Source organism: Bacteroides sp. 1_1_30 (assembly GCF_020982715.1).
GTDB lineage: Bacteria > Bacteroidota > Bacteroidia > Bacteroidales > Bacteroidaceae > Bacteroides > Bacteroides xylanisolvens.
On the sequence record NZ_JAJKHN010000081.1, the window covers coordinates 1 to 20,359 of the forward strand.

15 protein-coding genes and 1 pseudogene are annotated in these 20,359 nt (G+C 39.4%); 10 read left to right on the forward strand and 6 right to left on the reverse strand.

Annotation, left to right across the window (positions count from 1 at the left end; all coding sequences use genetic code 11):
- Positions 1-206: 206 nt before the first annotated feature.
- A complete protein-coding gene (locus LPH68_RS20230) occupies positions 207-1,202 on the reverse strand; it encodes a FecR family protein (protein ID WP_004317279.1) in 996 nt (331 codons plus the stop codon).
- A 97-nt stretch (positions 1,203-1,299) separates the two neighbouring features.
- A complete protein-coding gene (locus LPH68_RS20235) occupies positions 1,300-1,866 on the reverse strand; it encodes an RNA polymerase sigma factor (RefSeq protein WP_008641230.1) in 567 nt (188 codons plus the stop codon).
- Positions 1,867-2,135: 269 nt separating this feature from the next.
- Here LPH68_RS20235 and LPH68_RS20240 point away from each other — a divergent pair, with 269 nt between their 5' ends.
- The 9 genes and pseudogenes from LPH68_RS20240 (at position 2,136) to LPH68_RS20280 (ending at position 11,967) form a co-directional block, all read left to right on the forward strand.
- Positions 2,136-4,427, forward strand: a complete 2,292-nt coding sequence (locus LPH68_RS20240) for an NADP-dependent malic enzyme (protein WP_004317276.1) — start codon at positions 2,136-2,138, stop codon at positions 4,425-4,427.
- Positions 4,424-4,600 carry a hypothetical protein gene (locus LPH68_RS20245; RefSeq protein ID WP_004317275.1) on the forward strand — a complete coding sequence of 59 codons (177 nt, stop codon included), beginning with the start codon at positions 4,424-4,426 and terminating at the stop codon, positions 4,598-4,600. The genes LPH68_RS20240 and LPH68_RS20245 overlap by 4 nt, the downstream gene beginning before the upstream one ends.
- 247 nt (positions 4,601-4,847) lie before the next feature.
- Positions 4,848-6,182 (forward strand): NADP-specific glutamate dehydrogenase, encoded by a 1,335-nt coding sequence (locus LPH68_RS20250; RefSeq protein ID WP_004317274.1) that lies wholly within the window; start codon positions 4,848-4,850, stop codon positions 6,180-6,182.
- Positions 6,183-6,437: 255 nt separating this feature from the next.
- Complete coding sequence (locus tag LPH68_RS20255) at positions 6,438-7,898, forward strand: catalase (protein ID WP_008641219.1); 1,461 nt, start codon at positions 6,438-6,440, stop codon at positions 7,896-7,898.
- A 121-nt stretch (positions 7,899-8,019) separates the two neighbouring features.
- A complete protein-coding gene (locus LPH68_RS20260) occupies positions 8,020-8,238 on the forward strand; it encodes a helix-turn-helix transcriptional regulator (protein ID WP_008641217.1) in 219 nt (72 codons plus the stop codon).
- Positions 8,235-8,435, forward strand: a pseudogene (locus LPH68_RS20265) (HipA N-terminal domain-containing protein); the annotation flags it as partial. The gene LPH68_RS20260 and the pseudogene LPH68_RS20265, both read left to right, overlap by 4 nt.
- Positions 8,436-8,497: 62 nt before the next feature.
- The gene (locus tag LPH68_RS20270; RefSeq protein WP_008641213.1) at positions 8,498-8,779 is read left to right on the forward strand and encodes a hypothetical protein; all 282 of its coding nucleotides are present in this window, start codon (positions 8,498-8,500) and stop codon (positions 8,777-8,779) included.
- Positions 8,780-10,002: 1,223 nt separating this feature from the next.
- Positions 10,003-11,148, forward strand: coding sequence for a PCMD domain-containing protein (locus LPH68_RS20275; RefSeq protein WP_032841852.1), 1,146 nt, complete (start codon positions 10,003-10,005; stop codon positions 11,146-11,148).
- Between the two features lie 24 nt (positions 11,149-11,172).
- Complete coding sequence (locus LPH68_RS20280) at positions 11,173-11,967, forward strand: porin family protein (RefSeq protein WP_008641209.1); 795 nt, start codon at positions 11,173-11,175, stop codon at positions 11,965-11,967.
- An 829-nt stretch (positions 11,968-12,796) separates the two neighbouring features.
- On the opposite strand, the gene LPH68_RS20285 is transcribed toward LPH68_RS20280, so the two are convergent.
- Positions 12,797-14,320, reverse strand: coding sequence for a PCMD domain-containing protein (locus LPH68_RS20285; protein WP_230297106.1), 1,524 nt, complete (start codon positions 14,318-14,320; stop codon positions 12,797-12,799).
- 263 nt (positions 14,321-14,583) lie between these two features.
- On the opposite strand from LPH68_RS20285, the gene LPH68_RS20290 reads away from it, so the two are divergent.
- A complete protein-coding gene (locus tag LPH68_RS20290) occupies positions 14,584-15,429 on the forward strand; it encodes an AraC family transcriptional regulator (protein WP_008641205.1) in 846 nt (281 codons plus the stop codon).
- A gap of 22 nt (positions 15,430-15,451) precedes the next feature.
- On the opposite strand, the gene LPH68_RS20295 is transcribed toward LPH68_RS20290, so the two are convergent.
- From LPH68_RS20295 to LPH68_RS20305, 3 genes are read right to left on the reverse strand one after another with little or no spacing between them, the layout of a single operon-like run.
- Positions 15,452-18,421 (reverse strand): PEP/pyruvate-binding domain-containing protein, encoded by a 2,970-nt coding sequence (locus LPH68_RS20295; RefSeq protein WP_009038720.1) that lies wholly within the window; start codon positions 18,419-18,421, stop codon positions 15,452-15,454.
- A 4-nt stretch (positions 18,422-18,425) separates the two neighbouring features.
- Positions 18,426-19,067, reverse strand: a complete 642-nt coding sequence (locus tag LPH68_RS20300; protein WP_008641201.1) for an HNH endonuclease — start codon at positions 19,065-19,067, stop codon at positions 18,426-18,428.
- 5 nt (positions 19,068-19,072) lie between these two features.
- On the reverse strand, positions 19,073-20,308 hold the full coding sequence (locus LPH68_RS20305) for an AAA family ATPase (protein ID WP_008641200.1): 1,236 nt from the start codon (positions 20,306-20,308) through the stop codon (positions 19,073-19,075).
- Between the last annotated feature and the right edge of the window lie 51 nt (positions 20,309-20,359).

Here is a 20,359-nt window from a genome sequence, read left to right on the forward strand (position 1 = left end):
TAAAATATAAGTCTGAAAATCAGACTTTTTATTATCTTTGTGAAATCGTGATGCAAAAAGGATTCCCTTTCCCTTATCCGCATAAGGAAAAATTTCTTTTTTACTATCATGTATAAACCGTATTTAATTTCAGGGTGGAATTATGCTGCTACATAATTCTACCCTCTTTGTTTTATTATGAGGTGTCTTCCATAAATCGTCCTTTTTTAGTTAATACTACTTCCTATTTTCACCGTATCTCCTTCTAACTTATAAGTCAAAGGATAAGTAAGGCTTATAATGTAAAATACATTATGCAAACTGCTGTTCCGGATGGTTCCGGAAAACGGCACATTCTTCAGCTTCTCCGAGTCAAACACGACTTTCACCCCGTACATCCGCTCCAACGTGGTCGCGATCTCTGCCAAAGACGCTGAATTAAAAATCAACATATTGTTCCGCCAAAAGTCGATTTCACGCAGATCCGAGATGGGCGATTTAGTAAATGTCTGCTTATTCTTATGATACTCTACCTTTTCTCCGGGTTTCAACAATGTGGTATTCGTTTTATTAGAAACCCTGACACTTCCTTCCGCCAGCAGTGTCGTGACGGAAAGATCGTCGCCATATCCCTTCACATCAAAGGTTGTTCCCAACGCTTCTATCTCCAAATCATTGCAACAGACGATAAAGCGCTTGTCTTTGTTCTTTGCCACCTCAAAATAGGCTTCTCCGTCTAAATAAATCTTTCGGTCGGATTTGTTATACTCCGCATCATAAGAAAGATGAGTAGCCGAATTCAACCAGACTTTCGTTCCATCAGGTAAAGTCAGGTTCGCTTTCTGCCCGTAATCTACTGCAACCATGAAAGGATCCTGCGATACCTTATTTATATGTCCTACTCCGAAATAAGTGGCCAGCCCCAAACAAACCGGTAATAATATAGTGGCCGCCACCTTATATATAATAGGTTGCCAACGCCGCTTCTTCGGATACAGAATTTTGGGTTCATCCAAATTCCGCTGCAGATGATTCCACATTTCTTCTTCCACTGTCTTATCTATTTCGACAGCTGCTTCTTTCCACATCTGCTCGCAAAGCGAATTAAACTCATCACGAATCCCCGGTTTGCGAATCCATTCAATGAGTATCCTTCTTTCTTCAGAAGAGGCCTCCTTCTTGAAGAATTTTTCCAATAGTACTATGTAATCGTGTTGCTCCATAATTTTCCTGTTCTATATATACTAGCCTTGAGAGACAGAAAAGGACTACAAGAAAATAAAGACAAGTTAGATATTAACTTTTATTAAACATTAAGCATTAAATATGGTGTAGGAAGAGAGAAACAGAAAAGGCAATCGTCCCCAGTTTGTCACGCAGGAAATCCAAAGAACGATGTACCTGTGTAGCAACAGTCTTTTCGGATATATCCAACTGTTCAGCTATCTCACGATAGTTCAGCCCGGATTTCCAGTAGAGCATAAAAACTTCCCGACGGGCAGGAGGCAGTTCTTCCAAAAGTTTCAGGATATATTCTTCTAAAAATAAATAATCCAACTCTTCATCTATCTCTACGGATTCGTCAGCCGATTCATTGGATAGTTTATCCACATAATTTTGAAGCAGGAGTTCGCGCCTTACGTAATGGTATACCATATTTTGGGATATCTTAAAAAGATAACCGTCAAAATTACCTTCCAAATCAATATTGAGCCGTTTCTCCCAGATTTGGAGAAAGATATCCTGTGTAATATCCTTTGCCACCCCGGCATCGCCTATCATAGAAAGGACAAAACTGTAAATGCGAGCATTGTATGCACGATACAACGCTTCAAAAGCTTTTTTATTTCCTTCCTTCAATAATTGAAGTTGTTGGGTGGTAATCATCATCAAATAAGGTTAAATCATATATGGACTCAAAAATAACGAAATAACTAAAGCCGACAACCAAAGCGCTTGTTAAAATTTCAATAAATCAATATCTAAGCTTTTAAAAAAGAATAGGATATAAATGCATATCCTATGTATCTCATATCATAAATTCAGCCATTTTGCTATAAAATTAATAGAAATTACCAATCAACAGCAACAATTTCTAACTTTTATTCCTACATTTGCAGCCAATTGATAACTTATTAACAAATTACATATATACCATGGCTAAAATAACGAAAGAAGCCGCTTTGCTCTATCACTCACAGGGCAAACCCGGCAAGATTGAGGTAGTGCCTACCAAACCTTATAGTACTCAAACCGACTTATCACTCGCATATTCCCCCGGTGTAGCAGAACCTTGTCTCGAAATTGAGAAGAACCCGCAGGATGCATACAAGTATACAGCTAAAGGAAATCTTGTAGCTGTTATTTCTAACGGTACAGCCGTACTCGGACTGGGCGATATAGGCGCATTAAGCGGCAAACCTGTAATGGAAGGTAAAGGGCTGCTTTTCAAAATCTATGCCGGTATCGACGTTTTCGACATCGAAGTAGACGAGAAAGATCCGGAGAAATTCATTGCGGCAGTGAAAGCAATCGCTCCTACCTTTGGAGGTATCAATCTGGAAGACATCAAGGCGCCCGAATGTTTTGAAATCGAACGTCGCCTGAAAGAAGAATTAGACATTCCTGTAATGCACGACGACCAGCACGGTACTGCTATTATCTCCAGCGCCGGTTTGGTAAATGCCTTGCAGGTGGCAGGAAAGAAAATCGAGGATGTGAAAATCGTCGTGAACGGTGCCGGTGCATCCGCAGTATCTTGTACTAAATTATATGTATCTTTGGGCGCTCGCCTCGAAAATATTGTCATGCTGGATAGTAAAGGCGTTATCAGCAAGACACGTACCGATCTGAACGAACAGAAAAGATATTTTGCAACTGACCGCACAGATATCCACACACTGGAAGAAGCAATCAAGGGCGCGGATGTATTCCTCGGCCTGTCAAAAGGAAATGTGTTGAGTCAAGATATGGTACGCAGCATGGCTCCGATGCCCATCGTATTCGCATTGGCCAACCCGACACCGGAAATCTCTTACGAAGATGCCATGGCAGCACGTCCTGACGTACTGATGGCTACCGGACGTTCCGACTATCCGAACCAGATTAATAATGTAATCGGTTTCCCATATATCTTCCGCGGTGCTTTGGACACTCAAGCTAAAGCAATCAACGAAGAAATGAAAATTGCGGCCGTACACGCCATTGCCAACCTGGCAAAACAGCCGGTGCCTGATGTAGTCAACGCAGCCTACCACGTAAACAACCTTTCTTTCGGTGCGGAATACTTTATCCCGAAACCGGTAGATCCACGCCTCATCACCGAAGTTTCCTGCGCAGTGGCAAAAGCTGCTATGGAAAGCGGAGTGGCTCGCACAGAAATCAAAGACTGGGACGCTTACTGTGTTCACCTGCGCGAATTGATGGGCTACGAATCCAAACTGACCCGCCAACTGTATGATACTGCCCGCCGCTCACCGCAACGTGTCGTATTTGCCGAAGGTATCCACCCGAATATGCTGAAAGCTGCCGTTGAAGCAAAAGCCGAAGGTATCTGTCATCCTATCTTATTAGGAAACGACGAAGCTATCGGAAAACTGGCAGAAGAAATGGAGCTTAGTCTGGAAGGTATTGAAATCGTCAATCTTCGTCACCCGGACGAATCAGACCGTCGCGAGCGTTACTCCCGCATCCTTGCAGAAAAACGTGCACGCGAAGGATTTACCTACGAAGAAGCCAACGACAAGATGTTCGAACGCAACTACTTCGGTATGATGATGGTGGAAACAGGAGATGCAGACGCATTCATCACCGGACTTTATACAAGATATAGCAATACGATCAAAGTGGCAAAAGAAGTGATCGGCATCCAACCGGGCTTCAAACACTTCGGTACCATGCATATCCTGAACTCCAAGAAAGGTACTTACTTCCTGGCAGACACATTGATTAACCGTCATCCCGATACGGAAACATTGATTGATATCGCCAAACTGTCCGACAAAACAGTTCGTTTCTTCAATCACACACCGGTTATCTCTATGTTGTCATACTCTAACTTCGGCGCTGACACCGCAGGTAGCCCAGTGAAAGTGCACGAAGCAGTTGCTCACATGCAGGAAGAATATCCGGAATTGGCTATCGACGGTGAAATGCAGGTAAATTTTGCCATGAACCGCGAATTGCGTGATACCAAATATCCGTTTACCCGCCTGAAAGGTAAAGACGTAAATACATTGATTTTCCCGAATCTAAGTTCAGCAAACGCCGGTTACAAACTGTTGCAGGCAATGGACCCGGATACAGAATTCATCGGCCCTATCCAGATGGGATTGAACAAACCTATCCACTTCACCGATTTCGAAAGTTCTGTCCGTGACATTGTGAATATCACAGCCGTAGCCGTGATCGATGCCATTGTTGACAAAAAGAAAAGAGGAGTTAAATGAAGCGTCCGTTATCCAAATCACAAATAGTTTGTATCAGCCTGCTTTGGTTGGCGCTTTGCTATTTAGTTCTGACGAAAGCCGAACGAATTGACGGGATGACGATAGTAATGCTTGTCATTTCGGCAGCATTAGTATTTATTCCTGTTTATAAGTCGATCAAAAAGAACAAATAAATATCTTTTTTCCTATTTTTAATGCGATAAAATATCAATTTTGATGTTTTATCGCATTTTTCTTTATAAAATGTTTGCCAGTTCAATTTTTATCTTTACTTTTGCAACCGAAAATAAAAATCCGATGTACCCATATGCAAGTGTGTAAATTGCTATATAATACGAAAGCACACAGTCAAGCGGCACATTAGCAAATTGTCAAATTAGCACATTATTTTTATATCAACCAATTAAAGAAAAAAAGATTATGAATGCAGCAAAGGTATTAGACGATCTGAAAAGAAGATTTCCCAATGAACCGGAGTATCATCAGGCAGTAGAAGAAGTACTTTCTACTATTGAAGAAGAATACAACAAACACCCGGAGTTTGATAAAGTAAACTTGATCGAACGTTTGTGTATTCCTGATAGAGTATATCAGTTCCGCGTGACTTGGATGGATGATAAAGGTAATATTCAGACCAACATGGGTTACCGTGTTCAGCACAACAACGCGATCGGTCCTTACAAAGGCGGTATCCGTTTCCACGCATCTGTAAACCTTTCTATCTTGAAGTTCCTTGCCTTTGAACAAACATTCAAAAACTCACTGACTACTCTGCCGATGGGTGGTGGTAAAGGTGGTTCCGACTTCTCTCCTCGTGGAAAGTCAAATGCCGAAGTAATGCGCTTTGTACAGGCATTCATGCTGGAACTGTGGCGTCACATCGGTCCTGAAACCGATGTTCCTGCCGGTGACATCGGTGTTGGTGGCCGTGAAGTAGGTTTCATGTTTGGTATGTACAAAAAACTGGCTCATGAATTTACCGGAACATTCACAGGTAAAGGCCGCGAATTCGGTGGTTCACTGATTCGTCCGGAAGCTACCGGTTATGGTAACATCTACTTCCTGATGGAAATGCTGAAAACAAAAGGCACTGACCTGAAAGGTAAAGTTTGTCTGGTTTCCGGTTCCGGTAACGTTGCTCAATATACAATCGAAAAAGTAATCGAACTGGGTGGTAAAGTAGTTACTTGCTCTGACTCTGACGGTTATATCTACGATCCGGATGGTATCGACCGCGAAAAACTGGATTACATCATGGAACTGAAGAATCTGTACCGTGGCCGTATCCGTGAATACGCAGAAAAATATGGTTGCAAATATGTAGAAGGAGCTAAACCTTGGGGTGAAAAATGTGATATCGCTCTTCCTTCTGCAACTCAAAACGAATTGAATGGCGACCACGCTCGTCAGCTGGTAGCAAACGGTTGTATCGCTGTATCTGAAGGAGCTAACATGCCTTCTACTCCGGAAGCTATCAAAGTATTCCAGGACGCTAAGATCCTTTACGCTCCGGGTAAAGCTGCTAACGCCGGTGGTGTATCAGTATCAGGTCTTGAAATGACTCAGAACTCTATCAAATTGAGCTGGAGTGCTGAAGAAGTAGACGAAAAGCTGAAAAGCATTATGAAAAATATCCACGAAGCTTGCGTTCAATATGGTACAGAAGCTGACGGATACGTAAACTATGTGAAGGGTGCTAACGTAGCCGGATTCATGAAGGTTGCTAAAGCAATGATGGCACAAGGTATCGTATAATCAGCGAAAGATATATAAGCTATAGTTTATTTAAAGACTCCCGCCTTCCGAAAGGAAGTGCGGGAGTTTTTTTTATGCAAAAAAATAACAGGCAATACGTACATAATTCATAGTTATTATCTATCTTTAGATAGAAATTATCTGTTTGACAAGCAAGCAAAAGAAGCCTATCTTTGTTACATATTATAAACCCCGGATAAAAGAATAAAAAGGCGACAGTCTGTTTATACTTGTATCCGACTAAAAAATCCATTTATGGAAAAGAAAAAACTCACTGCTGCGAACGGTCGCCCTATCGCCGACAATCAAAATTCGCAAACCGCAGGTCAACGCGGGCCTGTCATGTTACAAGATCCCTGGCTCATTGAGAAGCTTGCCCATTTTGATCGTGAAGTGATTCCGGAAAGACGTATGCACGCTAAAGGTTCAGGAGCATACGGCACTTTTACCGTCACTCACGACATCACAAAGTACACCCGTGCCGCCATTTTCAGTAAAGTCGGAAAACAAACAGAATGTTTTGTCCGTTTCTCCACCGTAGCCGGAGAACGTGGAGCTGCCGATGCAGAACGTGACATCCGTGGTTTTGCCATGAAATTTTACACGGAAGAAGGTAATTGGGACTTGGTTGGTAACAATACTCCCGTATTCTTCTTACGTGATCCACTTAAATTCCCGGATCTGAACCATGCTATCAAACGAGATCCGAAAACGAATATGCGTAGCCCGAACAGTAACTGGGACTTCTGGACACTTTTGCCGGAGGCATTGCATCAGGTGACTATCACCATGAGTCCGCGTGGTATTCCTTATTCATATCGCCACATGCACGGATTCGGCAGTCATACTTATAGTTTTATCAATGCAGAAAATCAGCGTATCTGGGTCAAGTTCCATCTGCGCACCTTGCAGGGGATCAAGAATCTGACTGACCAGGAAGCGGAAGCAATTGTTGCTAAAGACCGTGAATCTCATCAGCGTGATCTCTTCGAGAGCATCGAAAAGGGCGATTATCCGAAATGGTTATTCCAGATTCAGTTAATGACGGAAGAAGAAGCGGACAATTATCGCATCAACCCGTTTGACTTGACTAAAGTATGGCCGCACAAAGATTTTCCTCTGCAAGATGTCGGTATCCTTGAACTGAACCGCAACCCGGAAAACTATTTCGCCGAAGTGGAACAGGCTGCTTTCAACCCGATGAATATAGTAGATGGTATCGGTCTGTCTCCCGACAAAATGTTGCAGGGACGTTTGTTCTCGTACGGTGACGCACAACGTTATCGTCTTGGAGTGAATGCCGAACAAATCCCGGTCAACAAACCTCGTTGTCCTTTCCACGCCTATCATCGTGACGGTGCTATGCGCGTAGACGGAAACTACGGTGACACTAAAGGTTATGAACCAAACAGTTACGGCGAATGGCAGGATTCTCCTACTATGAAAGAACCGCCTCTCAAAGTTACCGGTGAAGTTTACAACTACAATGAACGGGAATATGATGACGACTATTATAGCCAACCGGGTGACCTATTCCGACTGATGCCAGCTGAAGAACAACAATTATTGTTCGAAAATACAGCTCGTGCTATGGGAGACGCTGAACTATTTATCAAACAACGTCATGTACGCAACTGCTACAAAGCTGATCCCGCATACGGAACAGGAGTTGCCAAGGCATTGGGAATTGATTTGCAAGAGGCTTTGAAAGAGTAATCTGCTATCACTTTCCTCTACTGGTACTCCTTCTTCCTGAAGAAAGAGTACCAGTTTTCTTATACCCTATAAGGTATAATCCATAAATCCACAACCAGATTTATACCCTAAAGGGTATAATATGAACGATAAATCATTATCAGAATACGTAAAGCTAATGCGTAAAGAACATAACTTGACCCAAGTAGAACTCTCTGAAAAATCAGGAGTTGGGTTGCGCTTTGTGCGCGAACTTGAGCAGGGAAAACAAACTTTGCGTCTTGATAAAGTAAATCAAGTGCTTAGTCTCTTTGGAATGGAAGTGGGGGTTGTACCAATAAGTAAACTCAACAAGCTATGAGACAAGCACACATATACAACCAAGACCAGTTGGCAGAACTGCTTACAGAAGATGAAAATGGCTACACCTTTCAATATGATGCAGCCTACATTAAATCCAGCGATGCCAAACCTGTCAGTCTCACATTGTCAATCTCTGAAAAGCCATATACAAGTCTAATATTATTCCCATTCTTTGACGGTCTCATTCCCGAAGGCTGACTCTTGGATATTGCCGAGAAAAGCTGGAAAATTATAGTCAGCGTAAAGGCTATTATTCGATGCCCCCGGGATATGACATGCTCTCTACGGCACTCCTCATGCCGGAGGACACCGAAGAATTGGCTTTGACACTAAACGGTAAAAGACGCAAAATCAAGCGTTCTGATTTTGAAGTTGCAATGAATGGTTGTAGTTTGGAGAAAAAGATCATGGACAATCTATTTTCTAAATTCATAAAGGTTACCGACAAGTGGCTGGAGTTTATAGATATTTCTTTCTTGCCCCAAGAAATGAAACAACAGTACAAGCTGATTATAACAAGGAAGTTAGATTTGTTATAAAACAGCCCAGGAATGCAAAGAGGGAATAACTTATTTATAATATCAATAAAAAAAGGTTCAGTCATTATTCTTGGAGATTTAACACATATTTGGCTACTTAGTTGAAGTAGAGTCCTATATCTTCATTGTGTTCTTCCGCGTTATGAGCAAAATTCGGAATGAATAAAAGAAGATATATTTATATTTTGTCCATAAGCTAAAACCGGGTCACCGTTCCTTTTAAAGGAACGCCCCGATGCACACCGAGAAACGTCCCGTTCCTTTAAATGAAACGGGGCATTTGTTTTAAAGGAAAAAACAGGTGGCACATCTTGTTGTATAACAGCGCTTTATCTTTTCACACTTATATAGTAAAATAATTAAGAACTTTGTTAACAATATCAGGTAAATTTGCTATTCTTACAAATGAATTATCTATGATTTGAATGTCTTTGAAATAAACAATAAATATTTCGGTTTCAGCTTTCAGTTTTCTCGTATAAGTGCTTATCCATCGGACTTTCGACTGAAAGCGCCCCTGAAATCACTCCATTTTGCTTTCAGCCTCTGTGCTTATGCAAAATTAGAGAGTCTATTACGGGAAAATACAGCCTCTATTATTACTGATCAGAGGCTCTGCTTCCTTAGAATAGAGCCTCTATTTCCAAGTGTTATGTCCGGCGTATGGGAAATATATGCCATGGGTTCAGTAGATATATGCCGTGGGGCTAGTGAATATATGGTGTGGGCACACGGGGCGTTTTAGTACTGAAAAAGCAGATTTTAAGTACTTCTTTCATCTGTTCCATGTACTTTATTACAGCAGTACAAGTACCTCTTTTGTTCAACTCTTGTACTTCTCCAGCTGATTCTTCTACTTCATTTGTCCGACATTTGTTCTCTCCTGTAATAATCAAGGCAATCAACCTAAAATTTAATTCAAAACGGCACTTAAATACACAAGATCTGACTGCACAGAGTATGTTAAATCCCCAAGAAGAAAAAGTGCCCCCAAAAAAGACCAAATACAAGCCAAATACGATGAAAAGATACGAAACTTAGAAAAGGGAAAATTCTAAATATAAGAGCCTATTAATTGGATATTTAATCATTCCTTTCCTCTCTCTTTTGTATAGTATTACCGCCAACCTCGAATTTTCTTTTAACATTCTACAGAAATAGCGATTCAACTCTTTTAACTATCTTTGTCCCCAGTATAACCCATTAATATTTATAACAGACTGATGAAACTAAAAAATTTATTCGCCGGAATGATATTATGTCTGGCAGTTGCTTCCTGCATTCAAGATGAAGCTCAAAATGTTGAAGCAGCTATAGATGGATGCAGTGGAAACGATATCCAACAATGTTTGATTGATCCAAACGAATTCACCGTCCAGCTGTATGTATCAAGAGCTGCCGATCCATCTAAAATAAACATTAACTTCGATCTCCCTACTGGCGCTTCCATAGCACCTGTAGAACAATTACCCGAAGACGGGGTTAATACTTATAATTTTAAAGACGAAAACCCTAGGCTATTTAAAGTTACATCAGAGGACAATGCTTTTTCTGCGACCTATACAATCAGACTTTGGCAAACAGAAATGCCTTTTACATATGATTTTGAAACTTTAAGTTCAGACAATCCTTATCACAAGTTTACCGAAGACAATCCTTCTTCGGGGACTATAATCCGTCGATTAGAATTAGCTAGTGGAAATCCAGGATTCGAACTAACTAAAATGGCAAAAACACCGGAAGACTATCCCACAGTACAGGTCAATGGAGGAGTTGATGGTGGTAAATGTGTAAAACTGGAAACAAAAGACACAGGCAGCTTCGGAAGCATGGTAAAAATGTATATTGCTGCAGGAAACTTGTTCATCGGTTCGTTTGAAGTGGGACAGGCCTTAAGCAATGCCATGAAAGCCACTCACTTTGGCTTTCCATTCTTCTACTATCCGCTGAAGTTGGAAGGATGGTATAAATATAAAGCAGGTGCCAACTTCTCATCAAAAGGAGAAATTATAGAAGGAAAAAAAGATAAATGTGATATCTACGGAGTATTGTATGAAACAGATGATAATGTACAATTTCTCGATGGCTCTACTTCACTCACTTCACCCAATATTGTAGCCTTGGCACGAAATCTTGATGCACTTCCTGAAACAGATAGTTGGAAACAATTCAGTTTTAATTTCAAACCACAGAATGGCAAATCTATTGACTCTAACAAGCTAGAGAAAGGTATCTACAAACTTGCCATTGTATTCTCTTCTAGTGTAGACGGTGCAAAATTTGAGGGAGCCGTAGGTAGTACACTTCATATAGACAAAGTAGTGATTACCCATACTTCTAACCCGAGTGAATATCCTGCAAATCAATAATAAACCCAATCAATCGATAAGATAATGAAGAAAATAATATATAATAAAGTAGCAGGAATCATATTCCTCGCAATACTTTTTTCACATGTAGCATATGCCCAAAACGAACGTAACAAAGCTCTTATCTACTCATATTTACATGGATGGGAGTATAGTATCAAAGCTGGATTGAGCATTGGAGGTACTTCTCCTCTTCCCCTACCTAAAGAAATACGTAGTATTGATAGCTATACGCCAAACATAGCTATCGCTATTGAGGGAAATACCACAAAATGGTTCGGCAAAGACAAAAAATGGGGAATGACCGCAGGTATACGTCTTGAGAATAAAACGATGACTACCGAAGCTACCGTAAAAAATTATGGTATGAAGATCATCAACACTAATGGTGGCGAGCTACAAGGTCTTTGGACTGGTGGTGTAAAAACAAAAGTGAAAAATTCATATCTCACCATTCCTGTATTGGCTAATTATAAGATAAGTGACCGTTGGAAAGTATCACTTGGTCCTTATGTCTCTTATATGACTGAAGGCAACTTCTCCGGACATGTATATAAAGGACATTTACGCACACCTGATGAAACCGGTCAACGTGTCGACTTCACAGGTGAAAGTATTGCAACTTATGATTTTTCAGACAACTTACGTAAATTTCAATGGGGAGCTCAATTAGGCGGTGAGTGGAAAGCTTTCAAGCACCTTAATGTCTATGCAGATCTGACATGGGGGCTAAACGACATCTTTAAGAAAGACTTTGATACCATCACATTTGCGATGTATCCTATCTACTTGAATATTGGGTTTGGATATGCGTTCTAAATAAACTAGATATCTTAAAAACAAAAGAAGTGGCGAAGAACAGGTTTACCGATTTCTTCGCCACTTCTTTTATTGGTTTCAGTTGGATACTTTTGAATTATCCTCTATTATTCGCCTCATTATTATGACTTTGGTTGAAATCTTGGGGGATTTAGGAGACAGGGCAACTATATCCCTAAAAATTGATCTATCCTGCACGGCTTTGGGCTAAATGTATAGCTACAAGGATTAATCTAACACATTATTATTTTTAGTACTTCTTCTTGGAAGTATTATTTTCTTTGTTCCCTAACAAATTTGCGTTCCACTTAAGTCGAACGACAGAACCACTTAAGTGGAACGCAAACTAGAGTGCATATCTAATTATTATTTATAAAAGACAGGAAACTAAATACAGTATTGCAATAGATTATCTTTTACTAACTATTGGAAACCATCGTTTAATTCATTTCCGCACCAAAATGAATCAATTTTAAGAATGTGATTATCCTGAATCAAATCCCCAAGTTTTCGAACTGATCCGAAAAACATAGCAAACTTTTAAAAAAACATCCACAGTCATATTCGGCAAGCCGCATGAAGCATACTTATAGCAGGTAGAATAGTAAGATTTGACTCAGGTCTATATGGGAATGAATCGTTTTTAGGATAGCTATTCTGCAAAGAAACTTTCAAACTGAACCGTTTTCGAACAGAGTCTAAAAATTCAAAAAATATCGCATTCTATAATTCCTAAAAAAGGCAACTAACTCGCAAAGAATTAGTTACCTTTTTATTATACAGGAAATATCCCTAAAATCTTCGTTTTTATATACAACAAACTTGAATATTATTCTCCAACAACTTCAAGTGCATCAATAATCAACGTACTTCCCCCTGCTCCTATAAACTTATCTCCATCTTTACTAGATGAACATATAATTGCCAACTTATATTTCTTATTAGCATCATACTCTTTACCTTCTAAAAATGTAAAAGGTAATTCAAAATAAGTATAATCAGCTTTTGCACTTCCATCCGATAAAGCTGCTGTAGCAACACGATACTTCGAATCATTAATGTCATGTCCCGTTAAAGTTACGGAGTTTTCTTCTTCATCAACAGCTTCATACAACACACCTTGAATAGCACATTCATCTGTTCCTTCTGGATAGGTTACATTTTTCTTGTCTGTACCATTCATATATTTATCCCCGGGAGTATATTTATACCATCCCTTCAAAGTTAACGGTTTCTTATTATACTCAACACCAAACCTTGTACAAGACAATTGATCTCCACTCATTGCTGGCCCGGCATTAAAAGTGCCAGTAAAAAGAGAACCAGCTGTTAAGGCAGGAACAAAAGAGGATGAAATTTCATGAGTATCTAAAGTAACCAATTTGATTGCATATTCCCCATCCTTAGCATCATCAGTCTTTTCAACAGGAAATCCTCCAGACCAACCAAAGATACCCAATAAAGATGCCCCTTGAACACTTGAAGCCAAAACCTCACTAGGAAGTGGTTCCTCATGTTTGGCAGGATCAGTCCCAACAGTCTTCCATTCTTCAAATGAGAACTTCATAATATATCCCGAAATAGAGGCATTATAAGTTTTTATTGTCCCATCTTCCGCAGTCACTGTATAAATTACAACTTTATTACTAGAGAAATCTTGTGCAACACCACTTACAGGAGAAACCGTAGCTTTATCAGAAATATTAAATGTAGGAATTAATGCTTTCAAATCATCATCAGTTGCTGCCTCATTAACCTTAAAAGTAATAGTTCCATTCTCATCATCAATAACAGGTTGTTCTGTGATAAAATCACTATCAATAACAAAATCAGAAATCTTCGCTTCACTACTTTCATTACCAGACATCTTATCTCCGTCAAAATCAACATCAACCGTTTGTCCTAAAAGCGCAACTGTTACACCAATCTTCATACTAATTTTTCCATTCTTCACAGTTCCATTAACCGATGTAGGAAGTGTACCCAATGCCTGACCAAATTCTGTCGTAAACTTCAAGTCCTTTTGACCGCTAAAAGATTGCACTCCATCTTTTTCTTCTACCGTACAAGGTACTTCAATATCACCGACCAACCGACCGGCGAATGAAAAGTTCTTCAAAGACAATACAACTTGTGATGTTTGTTCACCTGATTTAGCAATAGATATCACTTGAGAGACAGGATCAGCTGCACTTCCATCAATGGATACGACCAAACTACCTTTATATTTACCACTTATATCAGTAACTTGATCATCACCATTCTTACCATTATCATCGTCATCACTACAAGACGTAAACAATGTCGCAGTACACAATACTACAAACAGATAATAAAATAAATTCTTTTTCATTTCTAAATTCTCTTTTTAATTAATAAAAGCATATGCACGATATACCATCGCACAGATACCAAAATTTCACAGGTGCAAAGTAACCATTATTTTCACACCTTCGCAAGGTCTATTTTTCTTGTTTCTGTTCTATTTTTAAAGAAATATACCCCAAAGACCTTCTAAAACACCATTTTTCAAGTCAAAATTATAATTTAAAAAAGGAAAGATAGTCTATTTTCAATAATCAATATATCTTTGTACGAAGTAAAAAGCATGATATAATGAAAGAATTACCCAAAATAGATTTGCCAGAAGAATGGCTCATAGGAACAGGAGTCAATAAAGAATTGCTCAATTTATATACAAACTTTCCCTGTCGGTTAAAAGCTGAAATATTCGTGTTATGTATGAAAGGAGAAATCGAAGCTTCAGTCAACCTAAATCGCATTACGGTGCGAGCTAATGATTTCATTACAATTATGCCCGGAAGCATTCTTCAAATACACAGTGTAAATAGTGAACCGATACTTTATTTCGGAGGATTCTCATCTAAATATATAGAACAGGCTAATTTAGTACCTTCAGCCATCAACACTTTATTCATAACGATAGGACGACCAGTCATTTCATTAAAATCAGAAGGAGCAAAGTTACTAGCTGACTATTTTCAATTCCTGATAAAATTATATACTTTTTTTAATGAATCAACTCGCAAAGGAATTACTCCACACCTATATAACAACATACACGCAGGAATAGCTGCCATGTATAACAACCAGATGCAAAGCAGCAAAGAATGTCTATCTAAAAGCGAATTAATCTACAAAAATTTCACTCAACTGGTAATGCAAAATTATAATCAAACACGCAATGTTATGTGGTATGCTGAAAAGCTCAAGATTTCAAATATCCACCTCTGTACTACAGTGAAAAAAGTCACAGGAAATACATGTGCAGAAATTATTTCACACATGGTTATCATGGATGCCAAATCACAATTAAAGTCTACTCATCTTTCCATTCAAGAAATTTCTAACTCACTCAATTTTGCCAACACATCGTTTTTCGGCAAATACTTTAAACGATATGTTGGCATGAGTCCATTGGCATATAGAAATAACGGGTGAATAATATAAATTATACAGTCACTTAAGTTTCCGGCATCAAAACCACACCCTGCTTCTTCTTTCCATCCATCTTGACCACCATCGGTTTCTCAAAGCGGACATGACGAAGATATTTCGTTTCTTCCACCGCAGGTTGCGCATTGAGGAAGTCCTGATTATACACACCATCATTCATAAAGGCGTTGATAGTGAAATATCCTACCCCGAACGAAGTCAGATTCTGAAAGAAATGTGTTCCTTGACTGGGATCTACCCGATAGTTGGTCAGTCCGGCTTCCACAATCACACGGGCAGCCGAGATATGAGGCCACTTCACAGGAATACCGAGCCATGTATCGCTGCTTCCCCAACGTCCCGGACCGACAAGCACATAATTCTTTCCTTCATTCAAGAACTGTTGGTTGATCTTTTCTATCTCCCAAGCAATTGCCTGATTGTTGGAGGCACTATAATTATCGGTCTTTACATAGACCACATCATAAATATCATTCATGATACCGTGTCCCAACGAATTATATGAGCGGAGAATCACATCTTCATCCGATATCTCGTTCAAATCTTCGTCCAGCATTTCTTTACTGTCTACGATAGGACGTATCTGTAACAGATAGAAGGTTCCGGATTTATCATGTTCGCGACTTAACGTTGCTGCAAATTCAATTTCAACCGGACGGCGCATCTCCTGTTCACCATATTTCAAGACCAACTGCAGAATACGAGCCAACGGGAAAACATCATGTTGCAGGATATTGGCAAAAGTAATCACCTTGCGCCCCCCAGGATACAGACCATCTCGGATAATCTGATCGTACGGATCATACGTAGAGGCAATATAACGCAGGGCACCATCGTTTTCCGCCTCTTTGACATGGAGTTTCAGTAAATTGAAACCATCGTCGATAGAAAAATCATGTCCGGCATTTTTTAAATCCAAAGCATAGAAACGGGTCTGGGTCTCTTTCAGAGCGATTTCCATTTCACTGGTTTGCAACACCTGATTGGGATGATAGGGAGAAAAACGAAGGGTCATACCACCGTCTACAATATATTTCCCTAATCCCAAAGCCAGATTAACCGTTCCTTCTTCGGCTTTTTCATCTCCTAAAGGATAATAATTCAGTGAACGGGCCACACCCGACATAGACGGATAATAACGGTCGCCATATTGATTGCCAACTACCTCCTGCAAGATAACAGCCATCTTTTCCTGATCGATCACATTCGAAGTAGCCTGCATATACGCTTTGCTGTCACGGAAATAGACTGATGCATACACCCCTTTGATGGCATCCGAAAGCATGCGCAACATTTCATACCGATCATCCAGATAAGGAATCATGTACGTGTTATAGATTCCTGCAAACGGCTGATAATGAGAATCTTCAAGCAAAGATGAGGAACGGATGGCAATCGGAGATTTCACTACATCGAAGAAAGTAAAGAAGTCCTCCACCAAGCGGTCAGGCAACTTTGCCTTCAGAAAATATTTCAGAATCGTAGCATCATCCGCATCTGACAGCGCAATCTGATACAGATTATTAGTGTCCATAAATTCATCAAACACATCCGTACAAAGCACCACCGTTTTAGGAATAGCAATACGTGCGTTCTCAAACTCTTCAAATTCCGGATGACGCTTCACCATATTATCAATAAACGCCAGTCCACGCCCTTTTCCTCCTAAAGAACCATCCCCGATACGGGCAAAGTTAGAATAACGGTCGAAACGGTCTCGCTTAAACACTGCCACGACTCCCTGGTTCTTCATCTTACGATACTTCACGATGGCCTCAAAGATGATTTTCCGGTGAGCATCCACATCTTGAAGACTATTCCAGGTAATCGGTTTCAAAAACTCGGCTACCGGGAACATGGCACGAGAATAGAACCAACGCGACACGTGATTCCGGCTGATATGATATAAGAAAGACTCCGCAGGCACGGCAAAAAGAATGTTTTGCAATTCTTTCAGATTCCGGACACGGGCTATCTCTTCCCCGGTATCCGGATTCCGGAATATAAAATCACCAAAACCAAAATTATCGGAGACAATACGACGCAAATCAACGTCCATCTTTTTTGAGTTCTTATCAATAAAGCTGGCACCATACTTAGCGGCATAAGAAGAGTTTTCCGATTCGGACGACTGGATAATCAACGGAACAAACGGATCGTTCTTGCGTATCTCGGCACACAGCTTGATACCTGCCAGACCGTCTTTCTCCCCCCGCTCCACTTTCGGGAAACGGACATCGGTGATTACTCCTAATATATTATTCTGATACTTATGATAAATTTCCATTGCCTCCTGATACGTACGTGCCAGTACAATCTTAGGACGCCCGCGCATACGAAGCGTACGCTGGTGAGCATTCAAGGCCTCAGTAGAGAACTCCTGACTCTGCTTCAACACGAACTTATACAGATTCGGCAAAATAGAAGAATAGAAACGAATGCCATCCTCCACCAAAAGAATCAACTGCACACCGACTTCCTGCACATCGTGTTCCAGGTTCATCTTGTCCTCTATCAATTTGATAATAGACACCAACAGGTCGGTATTGCCTAACCAACAGAACACATATTCAAACGCACTTAAATCTTCATTGATAATCCGTTTGGTAATACCATGGCTAAAAGGAGTCAGAATGACGATAGGAATATGCTCATATTTCTCTTTGATATGACGACCAATATCAAAACTGTCATTATCTCCTGTGCTCGGCATACAAATCACCAGGTCGAACGACATATTTTCCAACTGCGCCAATGCTTCCTCCTCTGTGGATACCTGCGAGAAACGAGGCGGATAACGCAAAGATAAAGAGGTGTATTCATTGAAAATCTTCTCATCAATGCGCCCGTCATCTTCCAGCATAAAAGCGTCATAAGGGTTGGCGATTAACAACACGTTAAAAATTCGCCTTGTCATCAGGTTGGCGAATTGTGTATCTTTGAAGTAAAGCTGGTTTAATTTATATTTACTAAGCATAAAGTCATTCTCCTTTCTTATTCCAAATCGTCATATCTCCAAAATCATGTTTCAGCAAATCGTTACTATGAATAATGGCATATTTAAATCCCAAATATTCACTACGAATATCCAACTGTTCTTTTATAACCGGATAATAATATTCTTTCTCACCTGACATATATTCATCAACAACATAAGAAAAGAAATTCATTTTTTGAATAAATTCATCATAAAATCGTTGCTCACGACAATTCCTATAAGATAGTTTTCCATTAAATAATAAATTCAATAACTTTATCGTTGAAAGTACTTCAGAAGTTCTATTATCACTATCAAATATTGCTTTCTGATTAACAAAATCATTTGAATGTTCTATTATAGTTTCGATATCATATTGAGTCGGATCTAAGATATCATCATACTTATTCGACTTTTTATTGTTACAGTATCCACAAGCTACAAATAAGTTTTCCCATGTTTGTTTCAAGTCTCCATTATTGGCTTGCGATTTAAAATGCTCTACTTGATAATCAGTTGTCAAACGCCGTTCGCATAGATAACATTTATCATTCTGATCCATCAGTAATTGTTTGCAGACCTCGTCCGTATTATAACTCTTATCTAAAGTTTGTGGCTTATCTGCATTTTTACAAATTCTAATCATCTTAATTAATTCTTATTTTGCCACTCTCTTTTCAGATCATAATATTTAGCTTTTACAGCAGGAGCAACTGCTTCCGGAATCTTATCAAAATCCTGCAGATACATTTCCAACTCACTTTTATCCGAAATAGAAAGCCGATCGGAACGAATCAATTCTTCCATCCGTTGTAAACGCATTTGAATCTCACTGGAGTCTGTACGAACACCAAAGTAACCTTCTGCTAATGCTTCATAAGAATAATCCGTTAAGTCTTCAATTGGTTCACGATGCTCCAAATCAAAAGCAATAGCATTCTCTAAAGAATTAAGAATAAAAGGGGAATGAGTAGTGACAACAAACTGTATATTAGGAAAAATAGTAGTCAATATCGGCAAAATCACTCGTTGTAGTTCCAAATGAAGATGCGTTTCTATTTCATCAATCAACACAATTCCTTCTTTCTCGTATGCACGGACCACATTATTCTGTGATTGCATTTTTAAAATTAAATCGGCTACAATGTCTAATGCAGCCGAATATCCCGCTGATAGTTCGGTGAATTTAAACGACTTTCCGCGTGTTTGAATAAGGAAAGAGTAATCTTTATAATTGAAATCAAGTTCTAAGGTTGTATCATCAAATATCTGACGAAGAATATTTCGGAAGCCGACAAACCATTGACGAATATAATCAGCATCCTCTGTTTTTCCTTCATTACGAGCTAAGGCCTCTTGCACTTTACAGTCAACCATAAAATTCAAGAACTGATCTACTTTATTATGTTTCAGATCAGTCTTCATCTTCAAATCTGGCTTAACAGGATTCTTAGGTTCTACAAAAAGAGACTTACGTTCATCAGCATAGTAGGCTATAATAAAGTCCTGACTTAAAAAATCCTTAGGTATAGAGTATATATCATGGAATGAAAGTTCTACTTTTCCATAAAATTCTTCAATTCTATTTTTATAATATTCAACGTTATTCTGGCCGGAAGCAATACTTTTCGAATCACCAGTGGTCTCAGCTTGCTGCAACCATGCTTGATTAGACTCTAAATATTTCTTAAAATCTAAGAAACTCAACATCTTATCATTACAAACCTTACTTAAATGCTCCACAATTGCATTCAACAGAATAGTCTTACCACTTCCGTTCTTTCCCGTAATAATCAGATGTTTTTTTTCATTTTCAGAGATTGGTATACAAAAGTTCTCCAAATGAAAAATATGATTAACCTTGATACTCGTAATAAAATTACCCATAGTCCTTTATACTTGATGATTACTTTTGCAAAGTTAATTCTTTAAATCTCA

Bases quoted from the DNA above. Each gene is read 5' to 3' on its own strand.
- LPH68_RS20230 (WP_004317279.1), bottom strand. From the start codon at position 1,202: ATGGAGCAACACGATTACATAGTACTATTGGAAAAATTCTTCAAGAAG.
- LPH68_RS20235 (WP_008641230.1), bottom strand. From the start codon at position 1,866: ATGATTACCACCCAACAACTTCAATTATTGAAGGAAGGAAATAAAAAA.
- LPH68_RS20240 (WP_004317276.1), top strand. From the start codon at position 2,136: ATGGCTAAAATAACGAAAGAAGCCGCTTTGCTCTATCACTCACAGGGC.
- LPH68_RS20245 (WP_004317275.1), top strand. From the start codon at position 4,424: ATGAAGCGTCCGTTATCCAAATCACAAATAGTTTGTATCAGCCTGCTT.
- LPH68_RS20250 (WP_004317274.1), top strand. From the start codon at position 4,848: ATGAATGCAGCAAAGGTATTAGACGATCTGAAAAGAAGATTTCCCAAT.
- LPH68_RS20255 (WP_008641219.1), top strand. From the start codon at position 6,438: ATGGAAAAGAAAAAACTCACTGCTGCGAACGGTCGCCCTATCGCCGAC.
- LPH68_RS20260 (WP_008641217.1), top strand. From the start codon at position 8,020: ATGAACGATAAATCATTATCAGAATACGTAAAGCTAATGCGTAAAGAA.
- LPH68_RS20270 (WP_008641213.1), top strand. From the start codon at position 8,498: ATGCCCCCGGGATATGACATGCTCTCTACGGCACTCCTCATGCCGGAG.
- LPH68_RS20275 (WP_032841852.1), top strand. From the start codon at position 10,003: ATGAAACTAAAAAATTTATTCGCCGGAATGATATTATGTCTGGCAGTT.
- LPH68_RS20280 (WP_008641209.1), top strand. From the start codon at position 11,173: ATGAAGAAAATAATATATAATAAAGTAGCAGGAATCATATTCCTCGCA.
- LPH68_RS20285 (WP_230297106.1), bottom strand. From the start codon at position 14,320: ATGAAAAAGAATTTATTTTATTATCTGTTTGTAGTATTGTGTACTGCG.
- LPH68_RS20290 (WP_008641205.1), top strand. From the start codon at position 14,584: ATGAAAGAATTACCCAAAATAGATTTGCCAGAAGAATGGCTCATAGGA.
- LPH68_RS20295 (WP_009038720.1), bottom strand. From the start codon at position 18,421: ATGCTTAGTAAATATAAATTAAACCAGCTTTACTTCAAAGATACACAA.
- LPH68_RS20300 (WP_008641201.1), bottom strand. From the start codon at position 19,067: ATGATTAGAATTTGTAAAAATGCAGATAAGCCACAAACTTTAGATAAG.
- LPH68_RS20305 (WP_008641200.1), bottom strand. From the start codon at position 20,308: ATGGGTAATTTTATTACGAGTATCAAGGTTAATCATATTTTTCATTTG.